Annotated in this window: 10 protein-coding genes and 1 pseudogene; 8 read left to right on the top strand and 3 right to left on the bottom strand. The window is 69.6% G+C overall.

Features of this window, described 5'->3' with window-relative positions; translation table 11 throughout:
- Positions 1-65: 65 nt before the first annotated feature.
- On the bottom strand, positions 66-710 hold the full coding sequence (locus ABEB06_RS18755; RefSeq protein WP_345698015.1) for a bifunctional DNA primase/polymerase: 645 nt from the start codon (positions 708-710) through the stop codon (positions 66-68).
- Between the two features lie 387 nt (positions 711-1,097).
- Between ABEB06_RS18755 and ABEB06_RS18750 the strand changes: the two genes are divergently transcribed.
- The 5 genes from ABEB06_RS18750 (at position 1,098) to ABEB06_RS18730 (ending at position 6,308) form a co-directional block, all read left to right on the top strand.
- Complete coding sequence (locus ABEB06_RS18750; RefSeq protein ID WP_345698014.1) at positions 1,098-2,450, top strand: PP2C family protein-serine/threonine phosphatase; 1,353 nt, start codon at positions 1,098-1,100, stop codon at positions 2,448-2,450.
- A gap of 58 nt (positions 2,451-2,508) precedes the next feature.
- On the top strand, positions 2,509-3,495 hold the full coding sequence (locus tag ABEB06_RS18745; RefSeq protein ID WP_345698013.1) for an IS481 family transposase: 987 nt from the start codon (positions 2,509-2,511) through the stop codon (positions 3,493-3,495).
- Positions 3,496-3,562: 67 nt separating this feature from the next.
- Positions 3,563-4,723 (top strand): DUF262 domain-containing protein, encoded by a 1,161-nt coding sequence (locus ABEB06_RS18740; protein ID WP_345698012.1) that lies wholly within the window; start codon positions 3,563-3,565, stop codon positions 4,721-4,723.
- A gap of 85 nt (positions 4,724-4,808) precedes the next feature.
- Positions 4,809-5,234 carry a HEPN domain-containing protein gene (locus ABEB06_RS18735; RefSeq protein ID WP_486334165.1) on the top strand — a complete coding sequence of 142 codons (426 nt, stop codon included), beginning with the start codon at positions 4,809-4,811 and terminating at the stop codon, positions 5,232-5,234.
- A gap of 588 nt (positions 5,235-5,822) precedes the next feature.
- Entirely contained in the window at positions 5,823-6,308 is a 486-nt protein-coding gene (locus ABEB06_RS18730; protein WP_345701896.1) for a hypothetical protein, read from the top strand.
- On the opposite strand, the pseudogene ABEB06_RS18725 reads toward ABEB06_RS18730, so the two are convergent.
- Positions 6,301-7,505 (bottom strand): annotated as a pseudogene (locus ABEB06_RS18725) (IS110 family RNA-guided transposase). The gene ABEB06_RS18730 and the pseudogene ABEB06_RS18725 sit on opposite strands and share 8 nt — an antisense overlap.
- A gap of 698 nt (positions 7,506-8,203) precedes the next feature.
- Between ABEB06_RS18725 and ABEB06_RS18720 the strand changes: the two are divergent.
- Positions 8,204-9,568 (top strand): FAD-binding oxidoreductase, encoded by a 1,365-nt coding sequence (locus ABEB06_RS18720; protein ID WP_345698010.1) that lies wholly within the window; start codon positions 8,204-8,206, stop codon positions 9,566-9,568.
- Positions 9,569-9,973: 405 nt separating this feature from the next.
- Positions 9,974-10,306, top strand: coding sequence for a hypothetical protein (locus tag ABEB06_RS18715; protein WP_345698009.1), 333 nt, complete (start codon positions 9,974-9,976; stop codon positions 10,304-10,306).
- Positions 10,307-10,540: 234 nt separating this feature from the next.
- On the opposite strand, the gene ABEB06_RS18710 is transcribed toward ABEB06_RS18715, so the two are convergent.
- The gene (locus ABEB06_RS18710) at positions 10,541-11,497 is read right to left on the bottom strand and encodes an EamA family transporter (RefSeq protein ID WP_345698008.1); all 957 of its coding nucleotides are present in this window, start codon (positions 11,495-11,497) and stop codon (positions 10,541-10,543) included.
- Between the two features lie 140 nt (positions 11,498-11,637).
- Between ABEB06_RS18710 and ABEB06_RS18705 the strand changes: the two genes are divergently transcribed.
- Positions 11,638-12,669, top strand: a complete 1,032-nt coding sequence (locus ABEB06_RS18705; protein ID WP_345698007.1) for a DUF1906 domain-containing protein — start codon at positions 11,638-11,640, stop codon at positions 12,667-12,669.
- Positions 12,670-12,818 lie beyond the last annotated feature (149 nt).

Genomic DNA, 12,818 nt, shown 5'->3' with positions numbered 1-12,818 from the left:
CTTTGTTACTGTTTCAATAGTCCGACCGCTGGTGCATCCCCCGTCGCCAGCGGTCGGATCTTTTTTTACCGGTGCGGCAGGGTGACCGCACTGGCGGTGATCAAGCCTCCGAGCAGCGTGCCGACTTGGGGCAGCCAGGGCTCCCCCTGCAGTGGCCGGCGCACCCAGTGCACCCCGCCCGCGCCGGTCCGCGACGGCGGCAGCGCCAGGTAGCCGCCCGGACCGTGGTAGCGCAGCGACCCCGGCACCCACGGCCGCTCGGCCAGCAGCGACCCCAACTCGTCCAGCGTGTACGGCGCGGTCAGCAGTACGAAGTGGTCGGCGGTGGCGAGCACCGGGCCGGCCATCACCCCGGTCTCGGCGAGGTGGCGCAGCAGCCACGGCCCGGCCGCGCGGGGCAGGCTGACCGCGCAGACCGCCCGCCCGGTGGCCACCAGCACCGGCGCGCCGGGCGCCCGCCGCTCCCACCACCAGCGGACCATCCGCGGGTCGGTGGTGGCGGCCTCCAGCGGCGGATCCAGCGGGTGCTCCCCCGGGGCCGGGCAGACGGGCGCGCCGCACGAGCAGGGGCCGTCGTCGCCGCGGAGCGCGCGGGCGCCGGGCACCACCGGCCAGCCCCGGCCGACCGCCGCGTCCAGCGCGGCGGCGAGGGCGACCGTCCGGGCCCGCCGCAGGGGCGGCCACCACAGCCGGGCGGTCGGCTCGGACATCTGACCAGGGCGCGTACGGCGCATGGCGGCTCGTTCCCTTCCGCGACCGGGGTGGGTGACCGGGCTGAGTTGTGTGGGGGAGGCACCGCGAGGAGACCGGGCCCTGGAACGAGAATCCCCCATACGTCCAGATGGACGCCGCCCGGAGGCCCCCGGTTCCACCGTACGAGTGAGGTGGCGCCCGCTCGGGTGGGTGAGTGGCGGCCGAAGCATACGATCCCGAACGCGACTTGATCATCCGTCACACTCCGGTCCCGGCAGCGGTATGGACATGCCCCGATCGGGCTGTGTACAAGTGGTGGATTCGTGCCGAGAAGTGAGTCAAGAACCGTATCGGTCGGTCTCGGGGGTCCTGCGTGACATGTTCCGGATTGTGGGGAGTTGCACATGACCGACGTCCAACCGCTGCTGCCGGTGGCGACGCTGCCCGACTTCGGTGAGCCCTCGGCCGACCTGCAGGACCGTTTGGCCGGATGGCTGTCCGATTTCACCAGCCTGCAGGAGCACACCGAGCTGCTGGCCCGGGCGCGCGGCCTGGCCGCCACCCTGGACACCGTGCTGGACTCCGGCGCCGCGCTGCTCGGCGCCCGCCGCGGCCTGATCGTCACCGTCCGGCCGGGCCCGGCCCGCACCCTGGGCCGCCCGGTCGGCCTCGGCCTGGACCGCTCGATGCTCGGCGCGCTGGAGACCGTCCCCGCCGAGCACGGCCCGTTCGCCGAACTGCTCAGCCACCCCGTCCGGGGCGGCCGGCTGCTGATCGACGACCTGGCCACCGATCCGACGGTCGGCCCGCGGTTCCGCGAGGTCGCCGCCCAGCTGGGCCTCGGCGCCTGCTACGCGCTGCCGCTGGCCACCGAGGCGGACGGGCCGCTGGGCGCCGCGGCCTGGTTCTACGACGAGCCCGGCCGCCCGGACGAGCGGCGCGAGCACCTGGCCCAGCGCTACTGCGAGTTCGCCGCGCAGCTGCTGGCCCGGCAGCTGGAGGCCGAGCAGGCGGTCCGGGCCACCGAGGCGCTGCGCCGCGGCCTGCTGCCCGACCACCTGCCGACCGCGCCCGGGGTGAAGGTCGCGGCCCGCTGCCGGCCCGGCGCGCTGGAGCGCTCGGCGGGCAGCGCCTGGTACGACGCGATCGCCCTGCCGGACGGCACGCTCGGGCTCACCGTCGGCAGCGTGCTGGGCGACGGCCCGGGCGCGGGCCCCGGTTCCGCGCCCGGCGCGGCCGCCGCGATGGGCCGGGTGCGGGCCGCCCTGCGCGCGTACGCGGTGCTGGAGGGCGAGGACCCGGTGTCCGTCCTCGGCGACCTGGAACTGCTGCTGAAGACCACCGAGCCGACCCGGTCGGCGACCGCGGTGTACGCCTGCGTCAACCCGGACGACCGGCAGATCTCGCTGGCCGGCGCCGGCCACTGCCCGCCGGTGCTGCTCACCCGCTTCGGCGCCAACTTCGTGGAGACCTCGCTGTCCGCGCCGCTCGGCATGCTGAGCTGCTGGGAGGCGCCCGGGGTGGAGCTGACCGCCGAACCCGGCGACGTCCTGGTGCTGTACACCGAGAGCCTCGCCCGGCGCTGCGGATCGACCCTGCACGGCGGGCAGGCCGCGCTGCGGCGGGCCGCCTCGGACGCGCCGCGCGACGTCCGGCTGGACCCGGACCGGCTGTGCGAGCACCTGCTGGCGCCGGCCGTGGCCGGCGACGGGCCGGCCGAGGACGACCTGGTGGTGCTCGCCGTGCGCTTCGACTAGCTATAAAACTGCCGGACATTGGTGACACATGGATCTCCGACTACGACGGAGTCCTGTTATGCCCCCTTCGCTGCAACAGCAGCAGGACCGCCAGGCCCAGCGACGCCTGGCGGTCCTGCGACACGCCGAGGAAGTCACCGGGAACGTCTCGCTGACCTGCCGGTACTACGGGATCAGCCGCAACTGCTTCTACAAGTGGCAGCGGCGCTACCAGGAGGAAGGCATCGAGGGCCTGCGCGACCGCTCCAGCGCGCCGCACCACTGCCCGCACGCCACCGACGCCGACATCGTGAACAAGATCGTCTACCTGCGGCAGAACTACCACTTCGGCCCGATGAAGATCCAGATGTACCTCAAGCGGTACCACGACATCGACATCGCCTGCTCAGCTGTCTACCGCATCCTCAAACGGCTGGGCCTGAACCGCCTGCCCTCGTCCCAGCGCTACCAGCGCCACGACAAGCGCCACACCCGCTACGAGAAGCAGCTGCCCGGCAACCGTGTCCAGATCGACGTGAAGTTCATCGAACCGATCGGGCTCCCAACCCAGCCCCAGACCCCGGTTCCGGTCACCGGCACGGCCCCCAAGACCCGCCGCCGGGCCAAGTACTACCAGTTCACCGCAATCGACGACTGCACCCGGCTGCGCGTGCTGCGGATCTACCCACGGTGTGACCAGAAGACCGCCGTCCAGTTCCTGGACTACGTCCTGGAACGACTTCCGTTCCGCGTCGAGGTGATCCAGACCGACAACGGCGCGGAGTTCCAGTCCGCGTTCCACTGGCACGTCCTCGACAGAGGCATCGCCCACACCTACATCAAGCCGGCATCGCCGCACCTCAACGGCAAGGTCGAACGCTCCCACCGCATCGACGCCGAGGAGTTCTACCGCATGCTCGCCGGTGTCGTCACCGACGACACCGGCGTCCTCAACGACAAACTCCGAGAATGGGAGGACTACTACAACTTCCACCGCCCACACGGCGCGCTCGGCGGCCAGACCCCTTACGAGCGCCTCAAGCAGAAGACCGAGAGCCAGGTGTAACCAAGCTCCGGCAGATGCACAACTAGCCTCGCACCCCACCTGCCTGACACCATAGTGTCGTCGGTGAATGGTCGTGGAAGATTGTGCAGGCGTAAAAGGGGCGGCAGTGGTGCAAGAAACTGACTCGAACGAGCAGGCTGAGGGTGTAGAGCTTACGGCAGAAGAGCTCGATGAGCTCAATTCCGCGGAGCCGCAAGCGGAGCCCGTTTCCTATACCGGTACTGATTTCGACGTAGAGGGAATTGTTCGCCGCCTCAATAGGCAAGACATTGTAATTCCGACATTCGGTCACGGAGACCCGTCTCTTGAAACCGCCGGATTCCAGCGCGGGTTCGTATGGCGCCGCCCGCAAATGGACCGTTTCATCGAGTCTCTTCTGTTGGGGTATCCAATCCCCGGGATCATGCTAGTCCAGCAGGCGGATAAGCGTTACCTGGTGCTAGATGGCCAGCAGCGCCTGCGGTCGATGGCTGCATTCTATGCCGGAGTCCACCAGGGGCGAGAGTTTGCCCTTGATAACGTTGCCGATTCCTTTAAGGGGCTGACCTATAATACGCTCCCTCCCGAGTTGAGGCGCCAGCTCGACAATACGTTCATTCAGGCGACAATTGTCAAGACGGACGGCTCGAATGAATCGCTAGAGTCGATTTATCAGGTATTTGAACGGCTCAATTCCGGCGGAACTCAGCTTACGCCGCACGAGATCCGAATCGCCCTTTATCCGGGAGTTTTTGTCGACTTCCTTGAAGAGCTGAACAAGACTCCGGCTTGGCGGCAGCTGTATGGACCGCGATCCCCGCGGCTCAGGGATCAGGAGCTAATTCTTCGAATTGTTGCTCTCTATACCAATGCGAACGGATACTATCGCCCATTGAAAAAGTTCCTCAATGACTTCTTGGGGAACCATAGGAAGCTTCAGGGGCTGCCCGTCGATGAGATTCGCAAGAACTTCACGGACGCGTCTGAGGCCCTCCTCGGTGGGCCGGGGAAGAACGCCCTGCGCTTCCAGAGCAACCGCGTTAATGTTGCCTTCGCGGAAGCATTGCTTGTCGGTCTAATGCGGCGAATCCAGGTGAAGGAGAACGTCTCCCGGCCGAGCGTTACGCGAGCTGCAAATCGACTCGTGAAAGACGATGCAATGGCGGCCGTAATTTCTGGATCGACCGGCACTGAAGAAAGTGTGAGGACTCGGCTGGAGCTGGCCACTCGCGCTTTCTCGCGCGCCTGATTTCCCAGGGGGATTAGTGCGTAATCAGTGGCCGCCATGGCCGATCCCGAGCCTGAAGGAATCACTCGATTCTCTAACTTCATCTGTGGCGGAGAGGCCCAAGGGGAGGAGCGATGATGAGCACATCTGGCTTACCAGGTTCCTGGTTATTCGCAGTTGTGGATATCTGGAGCAGGTGACCTATGAAACTGCGCGAGCGTTCGTGGCGGACAAGTCATTTGGCCTTGTCCGGACATTTGCTCTAACGTGGCTCTCTCGCACGCGAAACCCATCCCCGGACAATATGATGGAGCTCCTTGGGAGGTTTGATGGGGCCCTCTCGGATGAGTTCAAAGTACTGCTTGAGGAGGATGATCAGCGCCTGTATCGCGAGATATCACTCCTCGTGGACAGGAGGCATAAGATCGCCCACGGTCTCAATGAGGGGATGAACTCCGCAAAGGCCGTAGCTCTGCGCTCGGATGTTGATATCGTCGCAGATTGGTTTATTGAAAAACTGGATCCCAGATAAGTGTCGGCGGTCCGTAGTGCTGGAGTTCGGTGCGTGTGATCCGTAGTCGTCGCCCTCCATAGAGCCTTTCGCCCAAACTGGCAGGCTATGAATGCTGTTGTTCCCCGTCCTCGGCCGGCCCGTGCTGTGCGACCGGATCACGGTGGCGGAGGATGGCCGGATCGGCCGCTAGCGGCTACGCCAGTCCGGCGCGCCTTGATGCTGTGGTGACAGTGCTTCGGGTCGTTGCTCCGGAGATGGGCCGTCCTTAACCCGAGGATGTCTACCTGGACTGTGGGCCATCTGTGGGCCAGCCTCCTATTTGCGTGACTCCTACTGGAGTATGCCCGCAGTTCAGGACACAAATTTGGGCTGAAGGTGGTGTTCGTCTTGAAAACTGTCGTGGCCTTGCGCCACCGTGGGTTCAAATCCCACACCCTCCGCCAGGGTGGATGATCCACCGCGCAATGGCGGGTGTCGACGCAAGTCGGCGCCCGCCCTTCGTCGTTCGGTCGTGCGTGCGATCGCGGGCTGTCGGGGGGTGCCTCTATGGGGTTCGTCAAGGAAATCGGGCTGCGTCCGGGCGCGCTGGCCGGGCAGCATGGCGACATGCCGGATCTGCTGTGGGACAACGTCAGGAACTTCTTCGACCCTGAGCTGATGGGTGCTCTGCCGGACGTGTGTGTGGAGGGCACCACGGTCGAGGACTGGCAGGCAATGTTTGACCTGGTCCGGTCGAGCGGATGGACGTGGGATTACCTGGAGGGCGGAGTCGCGGGTCCGCTGCCTTCTGCGGCGGAGGTGCTGGCGCGGCCCGTTGATGCGGAGACGGTCGATCTGCGGGTCTGGCCGGTCCCGGGCGTGCTGGCGATCTTCCGTCCGATGTCTGTCGAGGAGATCGACTTCGATGTCGACCTTCGCGAACTGCAGGGCCAGGAAGGCGTAGACGTCCTGTGCGAGTTCCTGGCCGCGGTCGGTCGTCGGCTCGGCAAGCAGGTGGTCATGACGGCCGAAGGCGACTACGGGAATCCGGTGCTCGGTTTCGACCCTGCGGCGGACCGTGTGCTGCTGATGGCGGACCCGCAGCTCAGCTGACTGCTGTGGCCGGCCGGGACTCGTAGAAGGTCCCGTCGCGGAGCATCGCGAACAGGACGTCGACCCGGCGTCTGGCCAGGCAGAGGAGAGCCTGAGTATGGCGTTTCCCCTGACCGATTTTTTGTCGTAGTAGGCGCGGGAGGCCGGATCGCCGAGCGAGGCGAACGCGGCCAGGAAGAACGCCCGTTTCAGCTGCTTGTTGCCCCGGCGGGAGGGTTGCTCACCGCGTATGGAGGACCCGGAACTGCGGGTCGCAGGGGCGAGCCCGGCGTAGGAGGCGAGGTGGGCGGCGGTCGGGAACGCGCTCGCGTCGCCGACGTCGATCAGAACCCGGGCACCGGTCCGGGTTCCGATGCCGGGTATGGAGGTGAGGATCTTCGAGAGGGGGTGCTCGTCCAGCAGTTCCTGGATCCGCTTCTCCAGGACCTTGCGCTGGTCGAGGACGGCCCGCAGCGAGCCGGCCAGACTCGGCACGATCAGCGCGGCTGCCTCGGTGCCCGGGACGACGACGGTCTGCTCGTCGAACGCGGTGAGGATGTCCTCGACCAGGCGCTCGAACATGCGCGGGGCCAACGGCCGGGCGATGTTCAGCAGGCGGCGGCGTCCGGCCTTGCGCAGGGCGGCCGGCGAGCCGAACCGCTCCAGCAGGGCCAGCACCGCGGGGTGGTCGATCCTGGGCCCCAGCACGCGCTCCAGATGCGGGTGGATCTGGGTGAGCAGGCCGCGCAGCCGGTTGGCGATCCTGGTTGCCTCGCCGGCGAGGTCGTCGTCGAAGCCGACGATCATCTCCAGCTCGGCGATGGTCTCGTCGGCGAGCTCGATACCGCACAGGGTGTGCGGCATGGTGCGGGCGGCGTCCGCGATGATGGCCGCGTCGCGGGCATCGGTCTTGGCCTCGCCGGGGTAGAGGTCGGCGAGGCGGCGCATCGTCAGGCCGGGCAGGTAGGCGACGCGGCATCCGACGTCCCGCGCGACCGCGAGCGGCAGGGCGCCGATGGAGGCCGGCTGGTCGACCACGACCAGGACGGTGCCGTGCTTCGCGGTGAGCTTGTCCAGCATGGCCCGCATCTTGGGCTCGCTGTTCGGCAGCCGCTTGTCGAAGACCCGTTTACCGGCCCGGGTCATCGCGGTTCCGTGGTGTTCGCCCTTGCCGACGTCCAGGCCGAGGAAGACGTCCACGTCGTCGGTGTCGATCACGCTGATCCCTTACGAGGTCGTGCTGTCCCGGCCTCGTTGGCGTGGCACCAGTCGCCGGCATCCACGTTACGAAGAGCCTCCCAGCACGCTGGTGGTCCTGCCTCTATCAGCGGTCTACCGATGCCTCCGGCCCGGTGACACCACCCCCCGGATCATGCGAACTACAGGGGGGAACAGTCATGCCGGACCGGAGGCCGGGAGCCCCGTTGCGGGGCCACGAAGAAGGTAACGGGGGGGCGGGCCCGGGGCGGACCTTGGCGCACCTGGGCGGGGAAGCGGTGCTGGAGGTCGTCGTCACCGTGCTGGTGCTCGGTTCGGCGGGGTGCATTTCGGTGCCCGGTGGGCGTACCGGACTTCTCCGGGGGCGACTTGGGCTGTCGGTGCCGTGCTGGCGGCTGTGCTCGTGTGCGGCGGGTGGATCCGGGCCAGGCCGGCGCAGGCACGCGGAGGCTTCGGGCGGTTCGCGTCGGCGGCCGCCGGTGCGGTGGGGATCTGGGGGCGCGTGTGGCTCGCCGTGGTGCCGTTGTCCGGCTGATTCGCGCTGCTTGACGACGGCGCCCGACCGGACGACCCGGTCGGGCGCCGTCGTGGTCCGCGGGCGGGCCGGAAGCGGGCTGGGCCCGAGTGCTTGCCGTGTACTTCGGGGCGGGGGAGAGTGCGAGGCGGACAGGGGTACCCGAGTGCGGAGGCGGCGCGGTATGGGCGAGTTGGTGGAGCGGCTGCGGCAGGGACTGCCGGCGGGCGCGGTGGCGGTGGACGGGGACGTGCTGGCGGCGTACAAGCACGACATGGCGGGGTTCTGCGCGGCGGGCGAGCCGGCGGTGCTGGTGTTCCCGGAGTCGGTGGAGCAGGTGCAGCACGTGATGCGGACGGCGAGCGAGCTGCGGGTGCCGGTGGTGCCGCAGGGTGCGCGGACGGGCCTGTCGGGCGGGGCGAACGCGGTGGACGGCTGCGTCCTGCTGTCGCTGACGAAGATGAACCGGATCCTGGCGGTCGATCCCGTGGAGCGGATCGCGGTGGTGCAGCCGGGGGTGGTGAACGCGGAGCTGTCGCGCGCGGCGGGCGAGGTGGGGTTGGCGTACCCGCCGGACCCGTCGAGTTGGGAGTCGTGCACGATCGGCGGCAACATCGGCACCGGCGCGGGTGGTCTGTGCTGCGTGAAGTACGGGGTGACCAGCGAGTACGTGCTGGGCCTGGAGGTGGTGCTGGCGGACGGACGGCTGCTGCGGACCGGGCGGCGGACGGCGAAGGGCGTGGCGGGCTACGACCTGACGCGGCTGCTGGTCGGCTCGGAGGGGACGCTGGGGGTGGTGGTGGAGGCGGTGGTGGCGCTGCGTCCGGCGCCGGAGCCGGCGCTGGTGCTGGCGGCGGAGTTCGACAGCGTGGACGCCGCGGGGGCGGCGGTGTGCGAGGTGATGGCGCGGGGGTTCGTGCCGTCGCTGATGGAGTTGATGGATGCGACGACGGTGCGCGCGGTGAACGAGATGGCGCAGATGGGCCTGCCGGAGTCGACGCGGGCGCTGCTGCTGGTGGCGTTCGACGGTCCGGACCGCCGGGAACGGGTGGCGGCGGTGGCGGAGGTGTGTGCCGAGGCTGGGGCGACGGGGGTGGTGCCGGCCGAGGACCGGGCGGAGTCGGAGCTGCTGATGCAGGCGCGGCGGTTGTCCCTGCCGGCGATGGAGCGGATGGGGACGACGATGATCGACGACGTCGCGGTGCCGCGGGCGCGACTGGCGCAGATGCTGAACGGGGTGGCGGAGATCGCGGACCGGCACCGGCTGACGATCGGCGTGGTGTCGCACGCGGGCGACGGCAACACCCACCCGGTGGTGATCTTCGACGCGAAGGACGAGGACGAGACGGAGCGGGCGCGCCGTTCGTTCGACGAGATCATGGCGCTGGGGCTGGAGCTGGGCGGCACGGTGACGGGCGAGCACGGCATCGGGCTGCTGAAGCGGGAGTGGCTGGCGCGGGAGCTGGGGCCGGTCGGGCTGGAGTTGCAGCGGCAGATCAAGGGAGTCTTCGACCCGCTGGGAATCCTCAATCCGGGTAAGACCTTCTGACCGTCATTATTCATTTCATCCAAAGTGGGTCGATTCGGCTGGAAATGTCGACATGGATGGCTGATTCGACTTTTCCGGGGCGCGTTCGGTGGTTCGTGCGCCGTGCGAGTCGCGCGGCTCGCCGAACGTGCTCCGCCCGCGCGGCGTCCGGTTGGGTGCGGCCCGCAGCCGTACGGGTCAATTCGCAGGTCGGCGGCGGTGTGTCTGTCAACGAACCGATGATGTGCGGACTATGCGCCGACACGTCGACGTCACGCTAACGGGGGAAAAGCCGTTCCGGTGCTGGTGCTTTGTCGATTTGTTGCGGAAGTCTGGTCCTCGGCGTCGCAGCCGCAGGGGTCCGTCTGGCCGCGAACTCCCGCAACCATCAGCAGTTCCCAGTACCACGGCACCACGGAGGAATTCATGGCGCGCTTCCGCACCACTCGCCTGGCCGGCCTGTTGGCCGCCGTCCCGCTCGCAGCCGGTCTGCTGCTCGTCGGGGTCGGCGCCGCAGCGGCCGACAACGGTGCGGCTGCCGACCACGGCTCGAACGGCAGCGTGGTCTCGAACATCGGCAGCGGCAACGTCTTCGGTTCCGTCGACGGCAACTACGGCTGGACGCAGCAGACGGCGACCGGGGCCGGTGCCTCGAACCAGAACAACAACCTCGGGGTGAAGGACAACGCGGGCCTGGTCCTCGCCGACCAGTCCAACGCCAACTTCACCTTCGTCTTCGCGCCGGTCCTCGCCGACTGACGCCGGCCGTCGCACCGCCCGGCCGGAAAGGGTCACCGCACCGGGCGGGTCCGACGGGACGACGGACGACAGAGGGGCTCGGAGAGACACCTCCCCGAGCCCCTCCTGCGTGTCCGGTGCTCGGCCGCACGGACGCACGGGTGCACGGCCGCACGGCCGCACGGCCGCACGGCCGCACGGCCGCACGGATGCGAGGGCGTCAGCGGCGTGTGGGCGTCAGCGCCGCGCGGGGCGTCAGCGGCGCGCGGTGAGTGTGGCCCCGACGCTGGCCAGCACCACGCAGCCGATGCCCAGCACCTGCGGCCAGCCCAGCAGCTGACCGAGCACCAGCAGGCCGACCGCGGCGCTGACCGCGGGGTCGAGGCTGACGATCACGCTGAAGACCCGCTGCTCCATCCGTCGCAGTGCGGTCATCTCCAGCGCGTAGGGCAGCACCGGGAAGAGCAGTGCCACGCCGGCCACGGCGAGCAGCGCCAGCCACGGGGTGTCGGAGGCGGCCAGTCCGTGCCAGGCCTCCGCGGCGCCGAACGGTGCCAGGGCGACGGTGGCGATGGTGAAGGAGACGGCCAGCCCCTCGAAGCCCTTGAAGGCGGCGCCGACCTTGTCGGTGAACAGGATGTACCCGGCGTAGCAGGCGGCCGCGCCGAAGGCGTACGCCAAGCCGACCGGGTCGAGTCCGGCGCCGTCCGGGCCCTCGGAGCCGAACAGGGTGAGCAGGGCGACGCCGCCGCCGGCCAGCAGCGCCCACAGGACGTGACCGGCCCGGCGGGCGAAGACCAGGGCGACGGCGAGCGGGCCGAGGAACTCGATGGTGGCGGCGGTGCCCATCGGCAGCCGGTCGACGGCGCCGGCGAACAGCGCGGTCATCCCGGCGGACGCCACACCGAGCAGTCCGGCCATCACCAGGTCCCGGTGGCTGCGGCCGCGCAACCGGGGCCGGGTGAAGGCGAGCAGGACGGCGGCGGCGAAGGTGAGCCGCAGGAAGGTCGCCCCGGCGACGCCGAGCACCCCGAACAGCGGCTTGGAGGCGGCGATGCCGAGCTGCACCGCGACCATCGACACCACGCACAGCACCGGCGCGGGGACGCCTCGCGCGCGTCGTCGCACCTCCACCACGGGACGGGAGAAGGAGCGGGCGTCGGGGGCGGTGGTGAGCGCGGGGCCGGTGGTGGCGGTGGTGGTGCTGGGCATGCGGACGAGTCTGGCGTAAGGAGTGCACAAGGTCAAAGCCAGTTACTTCTGCAGGTCGGATACCCGCCACAGGGGTGACCGACGTCACGCCCTCAGCGTGTCCGCGCCTCGATGTGATGAACGGTCAGTAGCTCTGGAGGGTGCGTTTCCTCGGACCGGCGGCCCTGACGGCCGCGTCTCTCGTCCTGTTCCTCGCCGCCGAGGGCGGTCTCCCCGAGCCGGAGCCCGCCGCCACGACCGCAGCCGCCGCCGGTGCCGGCGGACCCACCGCCGCGACCGGCCCGGCAGCGACCGACACCGTCGAGCTTGCCGCCGCCCAGCTCACCGCCCAGCCCGCCCGCCCCGGCCGCAGCGCCCAGATCGGCCGGGCCCAGCTCGAACCGGCATCGAAGCCGGTCGTGCTGACCCGCAAGGCGCTCCCCGACACCGGCTGGGCCAAGCGCCGCGAGTCGCTCCCGCAGGAGCTGTTCACCGGCGAGGGCTTCGACGCCTGCACCGCCCCCTCGCTGGACGCCCTGCGCGCCTGGCGCGGCACCTCCCCGTACGGCGCGCTCGGCATCTACGTGAGCGGCGCGCAGCGCGCCTGCGACCAGCCGCGACTCACCGCCGACTGGGTGTCGAAGGCCAGGGAGATGGGCTGGCGGCTGATCCCCACCCACGTCGGCCTGCAGGCGCCGTGCTCCACGATCAGCCGCAAGACCAGCCGGATCGACCCGGCGCGCGCCGCCCAGCAGGGCCGGGACGAGGCGGCCGCGGCGGTCCGCGCGATGAAGGCGCTCGGCCTGCGCGGCGGCAGCCCGGTCTACCTGGACATCGAGTCGTACCCGCGCGAGTCGGCGTGCAGCCAGGCGGTGGTCGAGTTCACCCTCGGCTGGACCCAGGCCCTGCACAAGGCGGGCTACCGCTCCGGTTTCTACTCCTCCACCGACTCCGGCGTCGCCGACCTGGCCGCCGCCGCCCGGGCCGGCAGCACCCCGCTGCCGGACGCGGTCTGGTACGCCCGTTGGGACGGCAGGGCCACCACCACCGACGGTGCCGGCGCGCTCGGCGCCGCCGACCTGTGGCGCGACCGCAGCCGGATCCACCAGTACCAGGGCAACGTCCAGGAGTCGTACGGCGGCGTCACCCTCAACATCGACCGCAACCGACTGGACGCGCCGGTCGCCCGGTGACCGTCCGCCGTCCGCCGTCCGCCGTCCGCCGTCCGCCGGACGTTGGCCGGCCGCCGGCCGTCCTGCGGGGCGGATTCCGGGTGAGCCGCAGGTCTCATCTGGGTCGCGGCTGCTGACAGCGCCCCGGCCGCGGCGGAAGAATCGGGCGG

The sequence above is a fragment of the Kitasatospora terrestris genome (assembly GCF_039542905.1).
In the GTDB taxonomy this organism is placed as follows: domain Bacteria; phylum Actinomycetota; class Actinomycetes; order Streptomycetales; family Streptomycetaceae; genus Kitasatospora; species Kitasatospora terrestris.
This window is presented reverse-complemented; position numbering and strand designations above follow the sequence as displayed.

Excerpts from the sequence above, each read along its gene's own strand:
- ABEB06_RS18730 (WP_345701896.1), top strand. The coding sequence starts at position 5,823 with ATGCCGGATCTGCTGTGGGACAACGTCAGGAACTTCTTCGACCCTGAG.
- ABEB06_RS18755 (WP_345698015.1), bottom strand. The coding sequence starts at position 710 with ATGTCCGAGCCGACCGCCCGGCTGTGGTGGCCGCCCCTGCGGCGGGCC.
- ABEB06_RS18750 (WP_345698014.1), top strand. The coding sequence starts at position 1,098 with ATGACCGACGTCCAACCGCTGCTGCCGGTGGCGACGCTGCCCGACTTC.
- ABEB06_RS18715 (WP_345698009.1), top strand. The coding sequence starts at position 9,974 with ATGGCGCGCTTCCGCACCACTCGCCTGGCCGGCCTGTTGGCCGCCGTC.
- ABEB06_RS18720 (WP_345698010.1), top strand. The coding sequence starts at position 8,204 with ATGGGCGAGTTGGTGGAGCGGCTGCGGCAGGGACTGCCGGCGGGCGCG.
- ABEB06_RS18710 (WP_345698008.1), bottom strand. The coding sequence starts at position 11,497 with ATGCCCAGCACCACCACCGCCACCACCGGCCCCGCGCTCACCACCGCC.
- ABEB06_RS18740 (WP_345698012.1), top strand. The coding sequence starts at position 3,563 with ATGGTCGTGGAAGATTGTGCAGGCGTAAAAGGGGCGGCAGTGGTGCAA.
- ABEB06_RS18745 (WP_345698013.1), top strand. The coding sequence starts at position 2,509 with ATGCCCCCTTCGCTGCAACAGCAGCAGGACCGCCAGGCCCAGCGACGC.